Source organism: Streptomyces sp. CBMA156 (genome assembly GCF_014596515.1).
Lineage (GTDB): Bacteria > Actinomycetota > Actinomycetes > Streptomycetales > Streptomycetaceae > Kitasatospora.
Genome location: NZ_MSJQ01000105.1, coordinates 1 through 14,856 on the forward strand (window position 1 = coordinate 1; position 14,856 = coordinate 14,856).

11 protein-coding genes are annotated in these 14,856 nt (G+C 74.4%); 5 read left to right on the top strand and 6 right to left on the bottom strand.

The window, feature by feature from the left end; translation table 11 throughout:
• Window positions 1–1,218 (bottom strand): S8 family serine peptidase (locus BU198_RS08950; protein ID WP_188296314.1); only part of this gene is annotated, 1,218 nt, incomplete at its 3' end.
• A 586-nt stretch (window positions 1,219–1,804) separates the two neighbouring features.
• Between BU198_RS08950 and BU198_RS08955 the strand changes: the two genes are divergently transcribed.
• Window positions 1,805–2,518, top strand: a complete 714-nt coding sequence (locus BU198_RS08955; protein WP_188296315.1) for a BTAD domain-containing putative transcriptional regulator — start codon at window positions 1,805–1,807, stop codon at window positions 2,516–2,518.
• A 23-nt stretch (window positions 2,519–2,541) separates the two neighbouring features.
• Here the strand turns inward: BU198_RS08955 and BU198_RS08960 are convergent, their stop codons facing one another.
• From BU198_RS08960 to BU198_RS08975, 4 genes are all read right to left on the bottom strand, one after another.
• A complete protein-coding gene (locus BU198_RS08960) occupies window positions 2,542–3,729 on the bottom strand; it encodes an aminotransferase class V-fold PLP-dependent enzyme (protein WP_188296316.1) in 1,188 nt (395 codons plus the stop codon).
• A 13-nt stretch (window positions 3,730–3,742) separates the two neighbouring features.
• Complete coding sequence (locus tag BU198_RS08965) at window positions 3,743–5,077, bottom strand: pyridoxal-phosphate dependent enzyme (protein ID WP_188296317.1); 1,335 nt, start codon at window positions 5,075–5,077, stop codon at window positions 3,743–3,745.
• Complete coding sequence (locus BU198_RS08970; RefSeq protein ID WP_188296318.1) at window positions 5,074–6,558, bottom strand: Y4yA family PLP-dependent enzyme; 1,485 nt, start codon at window positions 6,556–6,558, stop codon at window positions 5,074–5,076. The genes BU198_RS08965 and BU198_RS08970 overlap by 4 nt, the downstream gene beginning before the upstream one ends.
• 291 nt (window positions 6,559–6,849) lie before the next feature.
• A complete protein-coding gene (locus tag BU198_RS08975) occupies window positions 6,850–7,608 on the bottom strand; it encodes a class I SAM-dependent methyltransferase (protein ID WP_188296319.1) in 759 nt (252 codons plus the stop codon).
• A 370-nt stretch (window positions 7,609–7,978) separates the two neighbouring features.
• Here BU198_RS08975 and BU198_RS08980 point away from each other — a divergent pair, with 370 nt between their 5' ends.
• Entirely contained in the window at window positions 7,979–8,437 is a 459-nt protein-coding gene (locus tag BU198_RS08980; RefSeq protein WP_188296320.1) for a universal stress protein, read from the top strand.
• A 48-nt stretch (window positions 8,438–8,485) separates the two neighbouring features.
• Here the strand turns inward: BU198_RS08980 and BU198_RS08985 are convergent, their stop codons facing one another.
• Complete coding sequence (locus tag BU198_RS08985) at window positions 8,486–9,532, bottom strand: lactonase family protein (protein ID WP_188296321.1); 1,047 nt, start codon at window positions 9,530–9,532, stop codon at window positions 8,486–8,488.
• Between the two features lie 244 nt (window positions 9,533–9,776).
• Between BU198_RS08985 and BU198_RS08990 the strand changes: the two genes are divergently transcribed.
• The 3 genes from BU198_RS08990 to BU198_RS09000 all read left to right on the top strand — a co-directional run.
• Entirely contained in the window at window positions 9,777–11,606 is a 1,830-nt protein-coding gene (locus BU198_RS08990) for a glycoside hydrolase family 15 protein (protein ID WP_188296322.1), read from the top strand.
• Complete coding sequence (locus tag BU198_RS08995) at window positions 11,603–12,970, top strand: glucose-6-phosphate dehydrogenase (RefSeq protein ID WP_188296323.1); 1,368 nt, start codon at window positions 11,603–11,605, stop codon at window positions 12,968–12,970. The genes BU198_RS08990 and BU198_RS08995 overlap by 4 nt, the downstream gene beginning before the upstream one ends.
• Before the next feature lie 865 nt (window positions 12,971–13,835).
• A partial coding sequence (locus BU198_RS09000; RefSeq protein ID WP_188296324.1) for a serine hydrolase domain-containing protein occupies window positions 13,836–14,856 on the top strand: 1,021 nt, incomplete at its 3' end.

The following is a 14,856-nucleotide window of genomic DNA, read 5'->3' on the forward strand; positions in this document are numbered from 1 at the left end:
GCCCGGCACCCCGCCGGCGGCTGCGGCCGGGGTGACCGATTCGTACGGTGCGGTCTGCGCGGCCGGGAAGGCCTGGACGGCCTCCGGGCCCGGGACGGCCTGGGCGGCAGGGGCCGCCTGCACGGCCGGTGCGACCTGGGTGGGGTGAACGGCCTCTGCGGTGGCGACGGGAACACTCTGGGTGTCCATGGTGCTGGCTCCCTCGTGCGAGTCGTAAGGGGAGGCCCCGAGCAGTGGGGGTGCGCCGGCCGTGGCGACCCCGGCCTCGGGGGAGGGGGTGGTGCGGCGGGCGCCGTCCGCCGTGGTTCCGGCACTGGCCGGATGGTCCGTCAGGTCTCCTCGGGTGATCAGCTCGTACGCCCGGGCCGCGTCCAGGTGGCCGACCAGCCGGCGGCGGCACTCCGGCGCGTCGGCGGGTGCGCAGGGCGCGGACCGCGCCCCCCGTAGGAGGGCCTGACCGGCCGCCCGGGGGTCGGGCGGGCGCCCCGCGCGTACCTGGGCGCCGACCAGCAGGGCGGCGACCCCGGACACCAGCGGTGTGGCGAAGCTGCTGCCGGTCAGGGCCGCGCTCCCCCCGCCGGGGGCGGCCCCCTCGACATCGCTCCCGGGGGCGAGAACGCCGTGGGTGGCGTACGCGGAGCCCCAGTTGCTGATGTCCAGCGGTTCGCCGTCGGGGCCGGCCGCGCCGACGGCGAGCACCGTCGGGACGGCGGCCGGCACCTGGGCGCAGTCGCAGCCGTCGTTGCCGACGGCCGCGACCACCAGGACCCCGCTCTTGTCGCACAGCCGCAGCGCCCGCTCCAGCAGGGGGTCCGGCTGGATGTCCCGGCCGAGTTCGCCACCGCTGATGTTGATGATGTGCGCACCCTCCTGCACGGCGCGTTCGACGGCCCGGGCCAGGTCGAGTTGGGGCACCCGTCCCTCGCCCGCGTCCGTGAAGACCGGCAGGATCAGTCCGCGGCAGCGCGGGGCGATCCCGGTCACCGGGCTGCCCGGCCGGCCGAAGAGCAGGCCCGCGACATGGGTGCCGTGCAGCGACATCGGGCCCGGGCCGGCCGGCTCGGCGACGAGGGTGTCCAGCCGGGTGAGGTCCGCGCCGTCGAAGCAGGGGTGCGACAGGTCGACGGGACCGTCCAGGACGGCGATGCACACGGCCGGGTCGCCGAGGAGTTCGTCCTCGGGGGCGCGGACGTCGCGCAGCACCGATCTGGCCTTCATGCGGCATCACCTTTCCCGGTGTCGGGCGGGGGCACCGGGTGTGCCCCGCCGAGCGGTGTGTGTCGTGCCGCGGCCGGACGGTCGCACCGCGCTGGGCGGTGGGTGCCGGTCGCCCTGTCGCGAAGGCCCCGCGGCAGGTGGTGCCAGTCAACGAGACGGCCGTCGCGCGGGTGTGCCGGGGAGCGTCGGGGCCGGCGGGCGGGTGCCGTCGCGGGAGCGTCGCGGCCTCGTGGCGGAACCGCCGTGGCCGTGTTTCGCGGCCGGGCCCCGCGGATGCACACCCGGTGACCGTCGACGGGTCCGCGGACCGCCACGGGCGTCCGCGAGGTACCGATTGCTTCTCCAACACCCGTTCGGCGGCGGGCCATTGGAGTGTCGGGCGGCCGGTGGCGGTGAGCATCGTGACGGTCGGCGACGGCGGCCGTGACGCTCGGACGGCATCTCCGTGACGCCTCCCTACCATCCGTACGACGCCGGCGCGACGGTGGTCCCGGACCGGACGGAACACGGCGGTGACGGGCCTCGGCCGCAACCGGGGCGCGCCCGAACGGGTGCGGGCGACGGCCCGTCGCGGCAGAGTGGGGGTGTGTTGTGGGACGGTCCGCGCATCGAACTGCTGCGGGGCTTCGAGGCCACCGACGCGGGAGGCGCTGTCTCCCTCCCGGTGAGTGCCCAGCACCTGCTGGCCTTCCTCGCCCTGCACGACGACGGCGTCCAGCGCGCCGCGGCCGCCGAACGGCTCTGGCCGGACTGCACGCAGTGCCGTGCGGGCGCGAACTTGCGCACCGCGCTCTACCACGCGAGGCGGCGGGGCCCGGCCATACCGATCGAGACTTCAGGGCAGTGGCTCCGCCTCAAGCCGGAGGTCCGGGTGGACCTGCGCTCCGCCCGGACCTCCGCACGACAGGTCGTGGCCGGGCTCGACCGGTTGCCGGCCGGCTGCGACGAACTCGTGGACGCCCTCGCCGCCGAACTCCTCCCGGGCTGGGAGGAGGAGTGGCTGACGCCGGAACGCGAGCGGTGGGACCAGCTGCGGCTGTACGCCCTGGAGGGGCTGGCCCACCAACTGTGCGACGCGGAGCGCTACCTGCCGGCCCTCCAGACCGCGCTGGCGGCGATCGCCATCGACCCCGTCCGTGAGACGGCCCACCGGATCGTGGTCGAGGTGCACCTCGCCGAGGGCAACCTCGCCAGCGCGCTGCGCTCCTACCAGCACTACCGCTCGTTCCTGCAGCGGGAGCTCAACGTCGCCCCCTCGCCGAAGATGACCGGACTGGTGCGGAACCTCCAGCGGATGTGACGGCGGATCAGGGCGCGGTCCTGTTACAGCCCGGCCAGGACGGAGAGCAGCCGGTCCACCTCCTCCGGGCCGTTGTAGGCGTGCAGGCTCACCCGCACCGAGCTGTCGCGCTCCCCGGCCCGGCCCTGGCAGTGGCCGTCGGCGCGGACCATCAGGCCGTGGCTGGCGAGGACGAAGCCGAGGTCGTTGGAGGGGATGCCGCGGTGGCGGAAGGTGACGATCCCTTCGCGCTGCTGGACCTCGGAGCCGGCCGCGAGGCTGAGCTGGCAGCCGAGGACCTCGTACGGCGCGAGGGTGCGCAGCCCGTCGGTGAGCCGGGCGGCCAGGGCGGTGTTCCAGCGCCGGACGCGTTCCGGTCCGGCGGCGTCGAGCCAGTCGAGGGCGGCTTCCAGGCTGGCGATCCCGCAGGTGTTGGGCGTGCCGGCCCAGCCGCCGGGGGCGAAGACCGGGCCGCGGGTGTTGCGGGCCCAGACCGCGCCGGTGCCGGGCAGCGCCATCGTCTTGTGCCCGGAGAAGACCACGAAGTCGACGTCCAGGGTGGCGACGTCGACCGGCAGGTGGCCGACGCTCTGGGCGGCGTCCAGGCAGATCGGCACCCCGGGGCCGACCGCGGCGCGGATCCGGTGGATGTTCATGTCGCCGCCGTACACGTGGTGCACGTGGGTGGCGGCGACGAACGCCGTGCGCTCGGTGACGAGTCCGGCCAGCGCGGTGTGGTCGTAGTCGTGCGAGGACGGGTCGTACGGCAGCTCGTGGACCGTGACGTGGGTGCCGCGGCCGGCCAGCAGCTGCCGGGCCTCCAGCCAGGGCAGCGCGTTCGCCTGGTGGTCGGCGAACGGCACGATGATCTCGTCGCCGTCCCGCAGGTGCCCGGGCAGCCAGTCCCTGGCCACCGTGCGCAGACCTTCGGTGGCGCCGCTGACGAAGTGGACGCCGGAGCGGTCCAGCGGTGCTGGGTCGCCGAGGAAGCGGGCGACCCTGCCGCGGGTGCGGTCGACCAGCGCGGTGGTGGCGTTGGCCCAGGTGTACGTCCCGCGCCCGGCGTTGGCGTTGGCGGTGGTCAGGTAGTGCCGGACGGCGTCGAGCACCGCCAGCGGCTTCTGCGAGGTGGCCGCGCTGTCCAGGTACGCCTGCTCGGGGTTGCCGGTGATGATGGGGAACTGTGCCCGCAGCTCCCGGTGCCAGTCGTGGAGTTCGTCGAGGGTGGTCATGGCCCGCCTCCGCTCAGTCCCGCACCAGCGGGGCGCCCGCGTCCCGCCAGCCGATGACGCCGCCCGCGAGGCTGCGCGCGTCCCGGTGTCCCATCCGGGTGAGCAGCGCCGCGTACCGGAGCGACTTCTCGCCGACCGGGCAGGCCAGCAGGACGGGCTGGTGGGTGCCGAACGGCAGGCCGCCGTGCAGGAGTTCGTCGAAGAGCTCGTCGACGATGTTGACCGAGCCCTCGATGTGCAGCGCCGCGTAGGCGAACGGGCCGCGCAGGTCGACCACCAGCGGCCGCTCCTCGGCGATCCACTTGCGGGCGGCGTCGACGTCGACGGACCGGGCGGCGGCGAGTTCGTCCGGGGTCAGCGTGCCGACCGAGTTCGGGCGCGGGGGCTGGTTGAACAGCTCGGGCCGCCGCTGGCGCAGGTAGCTCAGATAGCTCTCCACCCGGTCGCAGACGATGAAGACGGCGGTGTGCCGCTCGTCGGCTCCGCGTTCCGTCAACTCGGCGTCCACGGTGCGCAGGTGGCGCAGCGCGCCGAAGTAGGCGCCGCCGCCGGTGGGGCCGGCCGGCAGGCCGCAGCGGCGGAGCAGGGTGAGCATGCCGTCGATGGCCTGGTCGGCGGTGACCGACGCGATGGCGTCGTAGGTGCCGGGGTCGAACAGCCCGACCTCGTGCACCTCGTCGATGGTGCGGATGCCGGGGATGAAGTCGGACTTGTGCGCGACCAGTCCGAGCACCTCCACATCCGGGTTGTGGGCGCGCAGCACGGTGGCCACGCCGGTGGACGAGCCGGCGGTGCCGACGCAGGCGACGAAGTGGTCGGGGGCGCGGCCGTCGAGGTCACGGACGATCTCCGGGCCGGTGCCCGCGATGTGCGCGTCGACGTTGAGCCGGCTGTAGTACTGGTCGGTGTGCAGGTAGCCGGAGTCCGCCTCGGAGAGCATCCGGTGGATGCGGGTGAGCGGGTCGTCGGTGTCGGTCGGGTCGAGGCACTCGGTGCGGCCGGGCAGTTCCTCGATCTGCGCGCCCAGCAGCAGGAGCAGGTCCTTGATCTCGGGGACCCTCATCCGGTTGGTGACGCTCCGGAACGGCAGTCCGTGCATCCCGGCGATCAGGGCGAGCGCCTTGGCGGTGTTGCCGCTGGACAGTTCGACGATGGTGTCGCCGCGTTCGACGGCGGCCGGGAGCGCGTCGCGGGTCATGTTCCAGGCGGCGCGGTCCTTGACCGATCCGAAGGGGTTGAGCATCTCCAGCTTGGCGTACAGGTCGATGGCGCGCAGGCCGGTCACCGCCGGGTCGATCCGGAGCAGCGGGGTGTTGCCGATCGCGTCGGTGATGCTGTCGTACCTCATGCCCGTCCGTCCCCCCGTCGTCCCGCGGTGCCCGTCACGTCGACGGGCCAGTACTGCTCGTCGAGGCGCCAGCGCCAGGCGCCGTCCTGCCGGTACGCGGCGACCTTGCGCGCGACGGGCTGGCGGAGCGCCTGGCCGGCGCTGAAGTCCATGAGGTAGCCCGCCGTGTTGGCGAAGGCGAGCAGGTCGCCGGGGACGGGCAGGCGGGGCAGGAAGACCGTGCGGCGGGTGATCAGGTCGGTCTCCAGGCAGAGGTTGCCGATCAGGTGGACCCCAACCGGGCCGTCCGGCGCGGTGGGCGCGCCGGGCCGGGGGAGCAGCACCGGGTCCATTAGCACCCCGTGCTCCTCCAGGCCGACGTCCCGGGCGTTCATCTCCAGCCGGACCAGGCACTCGCCGGCCGGAGTGTGCCGGACCTCCAGGACGCGGGCGAGGGTCGCCCCGCACTGGTCGGCCAGCGCCCGGCCCGGTTCCACCGCCAGGTCGTACATGCCCTCCAGCAGCAGGGTGGCGAGCGGCCGTCCGAGGGTGGGCGCCGGGGTCGAGAGCAGCTCGTCCAGGTAGGCCTCGGCGGCCACCGGGCGGTGTGCCGGGTAGAGGCCGAGGGCGCCGCGCAGGGTGCCGGACTCGTTGCGCAGCCCGTAGCCGTGCCCCTGCCAGGTCAGGGCGGGGCGCCGGCCCAGGACGGCGTCGGTCAGCTCGCTGGTGTACCGCTCCCACTGGGCGGCGTCGGCCAGGTAGTTGACGCCGAAGCCGCCGCCGATGTCGATGGTGCGGGGGCGCAGGCCCCGGCGGTGGCACTCGTTCATCACCCTGAGGCAGGTCTCCAGGGCGACGGCCTTCTCGGCCACGCCGGTGGTGTCCAGGTGGTAGCCGACGCCGGTCAGTTCGACGGCGTCCCGGTGGTGCTCGACCGCGTCGAGCAGGCCGTCGAGTTCGCCGACGTCGGAGCCGAAGCGGCTCGGCCTGGTGAGCACGGTGACGCCCGGCGCCAGGAAGCCGGACAGCCGCGGCATGACGCGCACCGGGGGCAGCCGGTGGGTGCGCACCAGGTCGGCCAGTTCGTCGAGTTCGGCCCGGGAGTCGAGGTGGACGGTGACGCCGGTGCGGGCCGCCAGCCAGAGGAACTCGCGGGTCTTGGGGCCGGTCGCGATGATCCGCTCGGGGGTGAGGCCGGCGCCGAGGGCGTGCTGGAGTTCGGAGAGCGAGGCGACGTCCACGCCCGCCTCGGTGGCGGCGAGCCTGCGCACCAGGGCGCTGGAGCGGTTCGTCTTGTGGGCGAAGTGGATCGGGCCGTTCAGGTGGTGCTTGCGGTAGACGGACCGGAAGCGTGCCAGGTTGTCCGCGATCTGCTCGGGCAGGAGCAGGTTGAGCGGCGAGCCCAGGGCGTCGACCAGGGTGTGCAGGAAGTCGTGTTGCTCCAGGAGGGATCGGAGCCTGGGCTCCAGCCGTGGTTCGAGATACAGCGGTAGAAGCCGCATGCGAAACAGCTTTCCATGGTGGGAAGTCGGCGGGAAGGGGGCATGCCGCCACCGACAGGCTGCCCCGTGTCGGCCGGCGTCCCCGGCGGTTCGCGCGTCGGCAGGCGCGCGTGCGGTCGGATCCCGTGCGCGGATTCCACCGCGGCGGGCGTCGGCGACCGAGGGAAACGGTAACTGTTTCCAACTGTGATCGACAGGGATTTGTGTCACGCCGTCGCAAAGACTGTGCCTATGCGTAACTCGGGGCTCCGCTTGGCGAGTTGGCCGGTTCCGGAGCCCGGCGGCCGGAGGTCAGCGCAGGGCGACGACGACCGAGCTGGTGCCGTACTGCCATACGGAGCCGGCCTGGCGGAAGCCGGCCATCCGGAGCAGTTCGCCGTGCTGGGCGGCGGACAGGCCGTTGCCGGTGCCGTCGCTGGGGGGCAGCTGCCGGGCGCGGGCGCTCAGCAGGTCGGCGAACTCGGGGACCAGGCCGGCGGCCTCCCACCACTGGGACCAGTCCTCGGCGGTGCCGGTGCCCAGCCGCTGGGCGCGGCGCCGGCCGACCGCGAGGGCCAGCTCGGCGAGGGATCGGTCCTCGGGGATGAGGTGGTCGCCGTTGACCAGCAGGCCGCCGGGGCGCAGCGCGCCCGCGAGGTCGCGGTAGATGCCGAGCAGCGCGTCCGGCGGCGGGTAGTGCAGTGCGGTGGTGGACATCACGGCGTCCAGCGGGCGGTCGAGTCCGAGCTCCCCGATCCAGCCGGGACGGCCGATCAGGGTCTCGACCCAGCGGCTGACCTGGGGGTGTCTGGCGCTGCCGAGGGCGAGCAGCAGCGGGTCGATGTCGACCGCGACGATCTCCGCGTGCGGCAGCCGGGCCGCGACGCGGGCGGACAGCGATCCGGGGCCGCTGCCGAGGTCCGCGACGAGCGGCCGCTCGCAGGGGCCGACGACCTGCTCCAGCACGTCGGCGATGACGGTGAACCGCTCCTCGCGCTCCACCGCGTACCGCTCCTGCTGGCGCTCCCAGCGCTCCACCCAGGTGTCGGCCAGCGCCGCATCCACTCGCATCCCGACTCCCGCCGTGTCCCTGCGCGTTCGAGGTCCCGCTTGCCGTCAGTGTTTGTCATGTCCATATGACTCTGCAACCGTCCGGCGCGAGGTTCCGGCGAAACGATATCCGTTTTCATCAGGAGGCTTCCACTCGGGGCGGCCGAGGAGCGGGCGCAGGACCTGCGCGCCGCGGCGGCGCCGGCCACCAACACGCCGCCGGCTGATCCCGCCGCACACCCGCCGGCGGGTCCGGACGGAGCCCCGGGGCCCCGTCCGGACCTGCCGGACTGCGCACCCCGCGTGGTCGGCAGGAGGCTGGACTCCGAGCCCGGTGACGGCGGACCACGGACCCGTGCGGACCCCGCCACCGTCGAGTCGAGGAGGAGACATGGCTGACCAGCCTGAGGGGAAGGGCCGCATCGTGGTCGGGGTGGACGGTTCGGAGTCGTCCGACCTGGCGCTTCGCTGGGCCGTGCGCCAGGCGGAGCTGACCGGCGGCGTGGTGGAGGCGGTGATCGCCTGGGAGTATCCGACCTACCACGGCGCGCGCGGCTGGTTCCCCCCGGCGGCCACCGACGAGGCGGTGCTGGAGGGCCGGGCGCGCCAGGAGGTCGCCAGGGCCGTCGAACAGGCGGTGGGGGAGAAGCCCCCGGTCGAGGTGCGCGCCGAGGCGCGCTACGGCACCCCGGCGGGCGCCCTGGTCGACGCGGCCAGGGGAGCGGACCTGCTGGTGGTCGGCAGCCGGGGCCTCGGGGGCTTCACCGGGATGCTGCTGGGCTCGGTGGCCCAGCACTGCACCCGGCACGCCACCGTCCCGGTGGTGGTGGTCCGCGACGGCGGGCAGTGAGCGATCCGGTGCCCGGGACCGGGCCGGCTGCCGCAGTCGGGCTCGGGCTCAGGCGAAGAGGACGGTGGACGCCGACGGGACGGCGAGCGAACCCGCCCGGCGCGGGATGCCCGTGGTGGCGTCCACGTCGAACCAGGTGACGTCGCCGGAGTGCTCGTTCGCCGCGTACAGCCGGGTGCCCGAAGGGCCCAGCACCAGGTCGCGCGGCCAACGGCCCCCGCAGGGCACCGAGGTGACCACCCGGGCCCGCTCGCCCGTCCCGTCGAGGGCGAGCACCACGATGGTGTCGGTGCCGCGCTCCGCCGCCCAGAGGAACCGGCCGTCGGGCGAGACCACCGGGGCCGACGGGGAGACCGGGCCCTGGACGCCGTCGGGGAACAGCGGGACCTCCGCGACCGGTTCGAGCGCCCCGGCGTCGGCGTCCCAGCGGCAGACCGTCACGACCGGGCGCAGCTCGCCGAGCACGTACACGTGGCGGCCGTCGGGGTGGAAGGCGAGGTGCCGGGGACCGGTGCCGGGCGGCAGCGCGATCTCCTGGTGCACGGTCAGCCCGCCCGCCGCCCGGTCCAGGGCGCAGACCCGCACCGAGTCGGTGCCCAGGTCGACGGCGAGCACCCAGCGGCCCGACGGGTCGGGGAGCACCTGGTGGGCGTGCGGGCCCCGCTGGCGGTCCGGGTGCGGCCCGCTGCCCCGGTGCTGCAGCACGCTGCTCGGGGCCTCGGGGGTGCCGTCGGCGTCGAGCGGCAGCACGCTGAGGCTGCCGGAGCCGTAGTTGGCGGTCAGCAGGTGGCCCCGGGTGACGCTCAGGTGGGTCGGGTGGTCCCCGTCCACCGGTACGGGGGCGCCGAGCGGGCGGGGCACGGGGCCGGAGACGTCGTGGGCGGTGACCGCGCCCGGCGCCGTCTCGGAGACGGCGTACAGCACCGGGCCGCCCTGCGCGGGTGCGACCGTGAGGTACGACGGGTCGGTGGCCTCGACCACCCCGGTGGCGGTCAGCGCCCCGGTGCCGGGATCGACCGCGGCCAGGACGATGCCGCGCCCGCCCGTCGAGGTGAACGACCCGATGAACGCCCGCTCCGCGCCCCTGTCAACCACAGCAACCTCCGCCGTCCGCCACTGCGCTCAGACGCTAGCAGGTGCTTTACCCGGAAGGCACCCGCTGCCGGAGCGGCCGAATCGCGGACCGGCCCGATCTCCGGGAACGTGGGAGCTGTCGGTCGCGCGGCCGGGACCGGACGACACCGTCGTCCGGATCGCCAGGGTGACGATCACCTTCCGGGCGGCACCGGGGCGACCTCCCCGACGGCCGGCTCCCCCGGCGCTGCGGAAGCGAGGCGGCATGTACGACCCCGATCCACCGTTCCGGCCGGTCACCCGGCGCCACGGCTACCTGCCGCTGGAGGACCTCGGCCTCATCGGGAACGGTACGACCGCCGCGCTGGTCGGCCTGGACGGCACCATCCCGTGGATGTGCCTGCCCGGCTTCGACTCCGAGCCGCTGTTCTGCGGACTGCTGGACCACGCCCGCGGCGGGCAGTTCACGCTCGCCCCCGAGGGCCTGGTGGAGGCCAGACAGCGCTACGAACCGGACACCGGCGTCCTGGTCACCGAACTGCGCGGCCCCACCGGCCTGGTGCGCGTCACCGACGCGCTGACCCTGCGCTCCGGCGCCGACCTCACCGACGACGCACCGGCCGACCGGGCCGAACTGGTGCGCTCGGCCGTGGTGCTGGACGGGACGGTGCGCCTGCGGGCGGAGCTGGAGCCGCGCGGCGGCGCGCAGACCAGGGCCCTGTTCAGCGGACTGGAGGTGCGGCCGAACCGGCGCCCCGACCTGCGGCTGCACCTGCGCTCCAACCGTCCGCTGACCGGCCTGCACGGCACCCACGAACTGCGCCAGGGCGAACGGCTGGACCTGGTGCTCTCCTGGGGCCGCTTCCACCGGCACCACCGCTTCGACACCGACGCGACCCTGCGCGGCACCGCCGAGGCCTGGCGCCGCTGGATGCGGCACTTCGCGTACGACGGCCCCCAGGAACCGCTGGTCAGGCGGGCCGCGATCACGCTGAAGCTCTGCGACGACTGGGCCAACGGCTCCCTGGTCGCGGCACCCACCTCCTCGCTGCCCGCGCCGATCGGCGGCATCCGCAACTGGGACTACCGCTACAGCTGGATCCGCGACGCGGCGTTCGCCGTGTTCGCGCTGCGCCGGATCGGCTTCCGCGGCGAGGCCGACGCCTTCCTCGGCTGGGTCCTCGACGCCTTCGAGTCCAGCCGGCGGCCCCGGATCATGTACGACCTCAGGGGCGGCCTCGTGCCGGACGAGGTCGAGGACGGGGAACTGGAGGGCTACCAGCGCTCCGCCCCGGTGCGCTGGGGCAACGGCGCGGCCGACCAGCGCCAGCACGACGTCTACGGCGAGATCCTGGACTGCGCCGACCAGTGGCTGCGGGCCGGCGGCGAGATCCAGCCCGCGCTGTGGGCGGGACTGGCCAGCCTGGCCGACACCGCCGGGCAGGCCTGGCGCCGGCCCGACCAGGGCATCTGGGAAGTGCGCAGCGAGGGCCGGGTGTTCACGTACTCGGCGGGCCTGTGCCAGGTGGCCCTGGACCGGGCCGCGCAGATCGGCGAGCGGCTCGGCCTGCCCGCCGGGACCGAGCGGTGGCGGGCCTCGGCCGAGGAGCTGCGCCGGCTCATCCTGGAGCAGTCCTGGGACGAGGACGCCGGGACCCTCAGCGCCCACCTGGACGGCGGCGGGGCGCTGGACGCGAGCCTGCTCGCGCTGCCGCTGCGCCAGGTGGTGCCGGCCGGCCACCCGCGGATGGTGGCCACCGCCGCCGCCGTCGCCGAGCGCCTCTCGGCCGGCGGCGGGCTGCTCCACCGCTACCTGCACGAGGAGTCCCCGGACGGCCTGCCGGGCGACGAGGGTGCCTTCGTGCTGTGCAGCTTCTGGCTGGTCGACAACCTGGTCGGCCAGGGCCGGATCGGCGAGGCCGAGGAGCTCTACGTCTCGCTGTGCTCCCGGGCGAGCCCGCTGGGGCTGATGTCCGAGCAGATCAACCCGTCCACAGGAGAGTTCATGGGCAACTTCCCCCAGGCGTTCAGTCACATCGGGATCATCGCCAGCGGCGTCAGCATCGGCCGGGCGAAGGCGGGTGGGCGAGGATGATCGACCGGCTCGCCGTCCTCGGCGCGACGGGGGACCTCAGCGCCCGCTTCCTGCTGCCGGCGCTGGCCGCCCTGCGGGCGGCGGGACACGTCGGCGACCGGCTCCGGGTGACCGCGGCCAGCCGGGAGGACTGGGTCACCGAGCACTACCGCGGGTGGGCCGCCGACCGGCTCGACCAGCACGGCGGGGACCTCCCGGCCGACGCGCGGAAGGCGGTGGCGGCCGCCGTCGACTACCGGCGGGCCGACGTCACCGACCCGGCCGACGTGGCCGCGGTGGTGGCCGGCGAAGGGCCGGTGGCCGTCTACCTCGCCCTCCCGCCGGCGCTCTTCCCCTCGGTGATCACCGCCCTGCACGCGGCGGCCCTGCCGGCCGGCAGCCGGATCGTGCTGGAGAAGCCGTTCGGCGAGGACCTGGCGGGCGCCCAGGAGCTGAACCGGCTGCTCGCCGACCTGGTGCCGGAGCGGGCGGTGTTCCGGGTCGACCACTTCCTGGCCATGACGACCGTCCAGAACGTCCTCGGCAGCCGGCTGGCCAACCGGGTGCTGGAGCCGATCTGGAACAGCACCCACATCTCCAGGGTGGACATCACCTGGGACGAGACGCTGGCGCTGGAGGGGCGGGCCGGGTACTACGACCACGTCGGCGCGCTCAAGGACATGATCCAGAACCACCTCCTGCAACTGCTCTGCCTGGTGGCCATGGAGCCGCCGATCACGCTCGGCGAACGGGACCTGCGGGACCGGAAGATGGACGTGCTGCGCTCGGTGCGGCCGCTCACCGAGAACGACGTGCTGCACCGCACCCGGCGGGCCCGCTACCTGGCCGGCCGGATCGGGGACCGCGAGGTGCCCTCCTACGTCGAGGAGGAGGGGGTGAGCCCGAAGCGCCGCACCGAGACCTTCGCCGAGGTGGAGCTGGAGCTGGAGAGCTGGCGGTGGGCCGGGACGCGGTTCCGGCTGCGCAGCGGCAAGGCCCTGGGGGAGGACCGCAAGGAGGTCGCGGTGCACTTCCGCCCGGTGCCCCACCTGCCGTTCGGCCACAGCGGGGCGGCCGCGCCCAACGTGCTGCGGTTCGAGCTGGAGCCGGAGGGGCTGACCCTGGACCTGACCGGCATCGGCGCCCACGCCCACGAGCTGGCCCCGGTCTCGCTGACCGCGCGGATGGAACCGCAGGAACTGCCCGCGTACGGGCGGCTGTTGCTGGACGTCCTGAACGGGGACCCGGCGCTGTCGATCCGCGGCGACGAGGCCGAGGAGGCCTGGCGGGTGCTCGAACCCGTGCTGTCCGGCTGGGAGCGGGACCTGGTGCCGCTGGAGGAGTACCCGGCCGGCTCGCAGGGGCCGCCGCCGCGTTTCCCGTAGGTGGCGCCGGGGTGGACAGCCGGGGTGGACGGCGGGGGCGGTCGCCGGGCCGCCGATGCACAGGCGGCCCAGTCGGTGAATTCCGGCACAGCCGTCACAGGCGTCCGAAAATTCACTCGAATAATCGCGAATAACTGTTCGAGTGAATGGTGAGGTTCTGATGTCATATTTTCGGCCAAAGAATTCACGGCGCTGATCCGACGTCGCAGGCAGGGGCGCGAGTCGCACCAGGGATTTTGCGGTTCCGATTCCGGGTGCGGTCGCTTTCCGTTCAATCGAAGGGGGTTGCGAGCGGCTGATCCGCCGTGAAGACTGTTGCGCGTTCGTCGTCCGGACGTTCGGGACGGCAGGGATTGTGCGGCTCTCCGGCCGTGTCGGCGCGTTCCGCGCCGCGGTTGCGGGGGCGGTTCGCAAAAAGGGGGATCGGACATGCCGGTGACGGCGATCGCGCAGGTGGGGGCCGGGGGAGCAGCCGGCCGGCGGTGGCCGGGTTTCTGTCCGGTCGCGCCGGCGGGGTGAGTATTCGGTCGTCCACGGTTCACCGTGGACCGTTCCCCGGTTCGCCGTTCCCCGCGCGGCGGGGAATTCGGGTCGCATTCGCACCGCCCGGTCCGGGCACGTGGGAGCGAGGCCGGAACGGCTCCGGGCGGGCGGGTGCGGCGCCCCGTCACGGGTGACCGGGGATTCCCTGGGCGGCCGACCGCCACCGGCGCGGCCCGCGCCGATTCCCCCTCGTTCCCGCACGTCCTGAGCCGGGCGGGGCCCGCGGCCGGAAAATTCCCGCTGTGCCGCACTCCAATCCGCAATTCCACCGCGGGCGCCCGGCGCGCCCGCACCCGAGAACCAGTCAACGGGAGCTTCCGTCATGCCGTACCCCAGCCCGGCGCCCGTCCGGGAACGTGTGCCGCTCCTCCGGCGCGGTGAACTCCAGCACCGGCTCGACGTGCTCGCGCGTGCCCACCGGGTGCCCGGTGCCCAACTGGTGCTGGACACCGGCTCGGAGACCGTGGCCCTGCACACCGGTGTGGCCGACACCGGCACGGGCGCGCCGTTCACCGAGGACACCGTCGTACCGGTGGGCTCGCTGACCAAGCCCTACACGGCCGCCCTGGTGATGCTGCTCGCCGACGACGGCGACCTGGACCTCGACGAACCGGTCGCCGAGCACCTGCCGGAGTTCCGTCAGCTGCCTGAAGTAACGATTCGTCAACTCCTCGGTCACACCGGTGGACTGCCCACCGGGCCCGACTCCGACGCCGCCGCCGGGACCACCGCGGCGCGCTACCTGGCCGCCGTGTGCACCGCCGGGGACGCGCTGTTCCCGCCCGGCACCGGCTTCTCCTACTCCAACGCCGGCTACGTCGCTGCCGGGCGCCTGGTCGAGACGGTGACCGGGATGCCCTGGCACGAGGCGGTGCGCGCCCTGCTGCTCGAACCCTTCGGCACCACGGCGGTGTTCACCGACACGGCGATACCGGGGCGCCCGGTCGCCGCCGGACACGCGCTCAACGCCGCGACCGGCCTGCCCAGGGCCGTCCGGCAGAACCTGGCCCCGCTGGAGGCCCCGGCCGGCGCCCTGCTGGCGAGCGCCGCGGACCTCGCCGCGCTCGGCGCCGCCCTGGTCGGCCGCTCCAAGGTGCTGCCCCCGGGCGTCGCCGGGCGGATGCGCCGCCCGCAGCCGGGAGCCCGCCCGGGAGCGCTCGCGGACGACTGGGGCACCGGCGTGGCCCTCTACCGGCGGCACGGACGGCTGTGGTGCGGCCACGACGGCAACGCCATGGGCACCTCCTGCCACCTGCGGGCCGACCCGGACAGCGGCGTGGTGGTCGCCTTCACCGGGAACGCCGGAGCCGCCACCGCGCTCTGGCGCGCCCTCGCCGCCGACC

Bases quoted from the DNA above. Each gene is read 5' to 3' on its own strand.
- BU198_RS08980 (WP_188296320.1), top strand. From the start codon at position 7,979: ATGGCTGACCAGCCTGAGGGGAAGGGCCGCATCGTGGTCGGGGTGGAC.
- BU198_RS08975 (WP_188296319.1), bottom strand. From the start codon at position 7,608: ATGCGAGTGGATGCGGCGCTGGCCGACACCTGGGTGGAGCGCTGGGAG.
- BU198_RS08970 (WP_188296318.1), bottom strand. From the start codon at position 6,558: ATGCGGCTTCTACCGCTGTATCTCGAACCACGGCTGGAGCCCAGGCTC.
- BU198_RS08990 (WP_188296322.1), top strand. From the start codon at position 9,777: ATGTACGACCCCGATCCACCGTTCCGGCCGGTCACCCGGCGCCACGGC.
- BU198_RS08965 (WP_188296317.1), bottom strand. From the start codon at position 5,077: ATGAGGTACGACAGCATCACCGACGCGATCGGCAACACCCCGCTGCTC.
- BU198_RS08995 (WP_188296323.1), top strand. From the start codon at position 11,603: ATGATCGACCGGCTCGCCGTCCTCGGCGCGACGGGGGACCTCAGCGCC.
- BU198_RS08960 (WP_188296316.1), bottom strand. From the start codon at position 3,729: ATGACCACCCTCGACGAACTCCACGACTGGCACCGGGAGCTGCGGGCA.